Here is a 4,060-nt window from a genome sequence, read left to right as displayed (position 1 = left end):
GATGGCCTTGACACGAACCATCCCATGTGAGGTTCTGGCAGGCTTCGACACCCGCCTCGATACGCCGCCTATCTCAGGCCGTCATCACCCACTTTCCCGCATAGCTCGGGATTTTGCTTTTGAACAATTCGTGATTCCCCTGCCGCCCGGCATGGCTGGTCAGCAAATATTGCGATCAAACCCCGCTCTATCGGCAGTCGCAGATCTTCGCCCGTCATGGCGTCGATTTGCCGCATTCGACGGTCGCTGGATGGTCGGTGGTGCCTGCTGATGGGCTCGAAGCGTTGCACGAACGACCGGCCAGAACGTGTTCGCCTCGGATCATCTCTCGACGACCCTAAAATGACTGCGCCGGATGTGCTCGACATTGGCATCTGCCTCGCCGAGGCGGACGACGCAATCGAACAACTCGCGGATCGAGCCGCCGACGCCGCAAGTTGATGCCGATGACCGAGAGTACAAGGCTTATTGCAGTAACGGGCGTTGGCCAGATCGAGATGCTGGCCGAACGGTAGAGCCTCCAATCGCAGATCGTCCGCGATCTCATGCCAACGAGATCGTCACAACGCGCGGCGATGCATGTCCGGGTCGCTTGATCATGATGACGCCCCGTTTGACGTTACCGCCGCACGAGCTGCCGTGGCGGTGACGTGCGGATGCTAGCCTCTAAAAATCCGTTCGGCTATGCCGAGGTCTATTGCGCTGTCGATCTCGAACCACCTAAGGCCATCGCAAAGCGCGCCCTTCATCCTCAACTCACCGTCGGCGATCAGCCGAGCAAGGACCTCTTCGACATATGCGTTGCTGCCGCCGGAAGCGAAAAGAGCATCTAGCCGCGGGACGAGATGCTCTTTCAGAGTGTCCTTGCCGAAGCGGAAGAGGTTGATGGTTTTATATAGTGGTTCTATCGATAGGTCGGCACTCTCTTGGTTCATACGGATTTCGCCCACGTAGCCGCCCTCAGAGAGGGTTACGGCCGATCCGGTCATCGTTTCGTTGAAAACATCGATCGCTGCGACATCACCTTGATGATCGAGTAGCCGAGTAAGAGCAGAGCCTTCGAAAAAGACATCCCCCTCCAACAGGAGTACATCGCCTCTTATCAGGGTGTCGCGTGCAAGCCAAAGCGATAGGCGCTGCCGGTATGGTCGAAATGCGACGATTCGACGTAGCTAATGTTCATTTTGTCGAATCTATCGCCGCACGACGCCATGATGTCATCCTTGCGGTACCCGACGACGATGGTCGTTTCGGCAACGCCAAGAGCGGCGAGATTGCGGAGTGCGTTGTGCAAGATCGGGATACCAAGCACTTCGATTAGCGGCTTTGGTCGAATCTCGGTCAGAGGGCGCAGGCGCGAACCGACGCCCGCCGCAAGGATGATGGCATAGCTTGGAATTTCGGGCACGATCTCAATCCTCTCTGGTTAGGAGCGCCTTGCGAAGCCAAAGACGGTCAATTCCACATGTTCAAAGTTGCAGTCAGACGCCGCAAACCTTTGTCAAGTGATTCGAGGTCGATGCCGTAGGAGAGCCTGACCCCAGCCGGGTCACCAAAGGCCGTGCCGGAAACTGTTGCGACGCCAGCGTCCATCAACAACCCGTTAACGACGTCGTCGGCATTGACTCCACGGCCAATGAGCTTGGTGCGGCGCTGCAATTTGGTAAGATCGAGATAGAAATAGAATCCACCTTGAGCAGCAGGCTGGGGCACCAATGTCAGCGCTGAAAGGATCGAGAGTCCGAGCGCCCGTGCGTTGGCAACGTCGCGTTGCAATTGCAGTTGGAAGGCAGTGTCGCCGGATTGAAGGTGATGGAGCACCGCATGTTGTGCAATAACATTGGGATTGGAGGTTGTATGGCTTTGTAGCGCTTTAACCGCGCTGATGGCTGCCTTGGGGCCAGCAAGATAGCCAATCCGCCAGCCGGTCAGAGCCAACGCTTTGGAAAACGAATTAACGATCAGGGTACGAGCGCGTGCCTGAGGGGCCACCGAGACAATCGGGTGATGGGTATGTGGGGCGTGGGTGAAAGCCCCGTAGCATTCGTCGAAGATAATCCAGAGCTCTCGGTCAATGGCGAGCTGGCTAATGTCGGCAAGTGTGTCGCGGGGGTAGATTGCGCCGGTCGGGTTGTTCGGTGTGTTGACTACTATCGCTTTAGTCTTCGATGTAATTGCCGCGGTCAAGTCCGTCAGCCTCGGGACATAGCCATTATGCCGGGTCTGAATAAAGACCGGTGTGCCGCCGGCGATGATGATCTGGGCCGGGAAAGTAGTCCAGTAGGGGGCGGGGACTAGCACTTCGTCACCAGGATTCACGAGAGCCATGGCAGCATTGAAGAGCGCCTGTTTGGCGCCGCTCGTCACCGCGATTTCCTCCGCCGACCAGGGTTGAGCGGTCTCAGCGGAAAGCTTGCAAGCAATTGCATGCCGCAACTCCATCAAACCGAGCGTGTCGGTGTAGCGATTAAGGTTGCGATTAATCGCGGCGATCGCACCCTCGCGCACAGTCGGGGGTAACTCGCTCCAGATCTCGCCGGCGGTCAAATCGATGATTTGCCTGCCGTCGGCGATAGCTGCCGTGGCGGCGGTTCTCGCTGCGGCGGTGCCTGATGCTTTGAACAAGGCTGTCCGGTGCGCCAACACGGGTGCGCTTCCTCGATCTAAGATATCGGTTAAGGTCAATGCGCTCTCGTGAAGTCTGCCGGAGTCCCTGAATATGCTACTGCACGACTCAGAAGAGCCAAGTCGTCGTCCGTCGGTCGGTCTCCGAGAGAGATCGTGCCGCCACCCTTTTCTTTCCCATGCCCGGCGGTTGACCGGTTCGACGATACGACAGCAACGGCACATCGCCTGCGTAAGAGTAGGAGCTGTGGCCCCAGTCGGTGACCTCTCCACGAGAGCGCACCAGAACTGCGTTCGTGTTTGATGTGAGCCCGTACGTAGCTCAGTGGCGGTGGAGATATCGCGCTTCCGCTCGGGCGAGTTCGTCGTAGCTCAATAATTCGAAGACTTCGTCGAGGGTCGTAATATGTTGTTCGATTCCCCCAACACCTTCCTCGCCGAAAATGCGACCGCAAACTTGTCGCATTCCCGCTATTGCAGCTCGCACAGAATGATTGGCCCAGATCACTTCGGAGACGCCAGCATCACGATATGCAGAGACCGGCGTTCTATAGTATTTCGTAGGAACGATTACGACGGGCAGCCGATTCTGCCAGGCACTCACGAACGAAAGTCTCTCGTCCGCGGTACTCTTTCGCGAGTAAATGAGGATCGCATCGGCTCCCGCGTCGGCGTAAGCATGAGCACGCAGGATTGCTTCGTCCATTCCATGGCCGCCAATCAGCGCTTCGATCCGAGCCACAAGGACCAAGTCTTCCGCGACTGTATCTTCTGCGCGCAAGCGGCCGGAGAATTCATCGATATCGGCGAGGGGATGTCGCTCGCCAACAAACGAGTTCATTTTTGGAAAACAGCTATCCTCCAGCGTGACGCCCGCAGCGCCACGCTGACGGAGCGTACGGGCCAGGAGCCGAGCATTGTTGAAGTTCCCAAAGCCACCATCTCCGTCAACCAGCACGGGCAGTTCGGTTGAGACCACAATGCGCTCGACCACGTCGACCAATTGGCTCCATGAGGCTTCGTTAGCATCGCGGTAGCCGAGGGAGCAGGCAATCGAGAGGCCCGACGCCCAGAGGCATTTGAACCCTGCGCGCTTGGCGATCGTGCCGGAGAGCCCATCATGCGCTTCCATGAGAAAGGAGAGATTGCGGCTGCAGCAGATCTGAGCGCGCAGCATTTCTGCGACCGACGGATCAGCCGGTCGGCCAGGGGCGTTTCTGAAAACCGTTTTTGGTTGATTTTGCATGCCGAACCTTTGCAGAGCACGACGCTCATACTTGATATGTGACGTGTTCTCGTCATGCGGATCAATTACTCGCTTTGGTAGGTGACTTAGGCGCAAAGCGTTGCAGTTGCTATGTGAGCGTCATCCGGCGACCACGCACTGAGGGCTGATCTGGTCGGCTAGGAAGATCTCGTGGATTGTTTCGTCACG

At 57.4% G+C, this 4,060-nt stretch carries 4 protein-coding genes and 1 pseudogene; 1 reads left to right on the top strand and 4 read right to left on the bottom strand.

Annotated elements, in window-relative coordinates:
• Positions 1-155 precede the first annotated feature (155 nt).
• Positions 156-254, top strand: a pseudogene (locus tag AAFX91_RS39660) (transposase); the annotation flags it as partial.
• A gap of 405 nt (positions 255-659) precedes the next feature.
• Here the strand turns inward: AAFX91_RS39660 and AAFX91_RS39655 are convergent.
• From AAFX91_RS39655 to AAFX91_RS39640, 4 genes are all read right to left on the bottom strand, one after another.
• A complete protein-coding gene (locus tag AAFX91_RS39655) occupies positions 660-1,082 on the bottom strand; it encodes a hypothetical protein (protein WP_394570122.1) in 423 nt (140 codons plus the stop codon).
• A 20-nt stretch (positions 1,083-1,102) separates the two neighbouring features.
• The gene (locus AAFX91_RS39650; protein WP_394570121.1) at positions 1,103-1,408 is read right to left on the bottom strand and encodes a sugar phosphate nucleotidyltransferase; all 306 of its coding nucleotides are present in this window, start codon (positions 1,406-1,408) and stop codon (positions 1,103-1,105) included.
• Positions 1,409-1,455: 47 nt separating this feature from the next.
• Positions 1,456-2,646, bottom strand: a complete 1,191-nt coding sequence (locus AAFX91_RS39645) for an aminotransferase class I/II-fold pyridoxal phosphate-dependent enzyme (RefSeq protein ID WP_394570124.1) — start codon at positions 2,644-2,646, stop codon at positions 1,456-1,458.
• 301 nt (positions 2,647-2,947) lie between these two features.
• Positions 2,948-3,802, bottom strand: a complete 855-nt coding sequence (locus AAFX91_RS39640; protein WP_394570123.1) for an isocitrate lyase/phosphoenolpyruvate mutase family protein — start codon at positions 3,800-3,802, stop codon at positions 2,948-2,950.
• Positions 3,803-4,060: the final 258 nt, after the last annotated feature.

This window comes from Bradyrhizobium sp. 31Argb (assembly GCF_043638955.1).
Lineage (GTDB): Bacteria > Pseudomonadota > Alphaproteobacteria > Rhizobiales > Xanthobacteraceae > Bradyrhizobium.
Note: the sequence above shows the minus strand (reverse complement) of the source record. Positions and strands in the feature narration are given on the sequence as shown.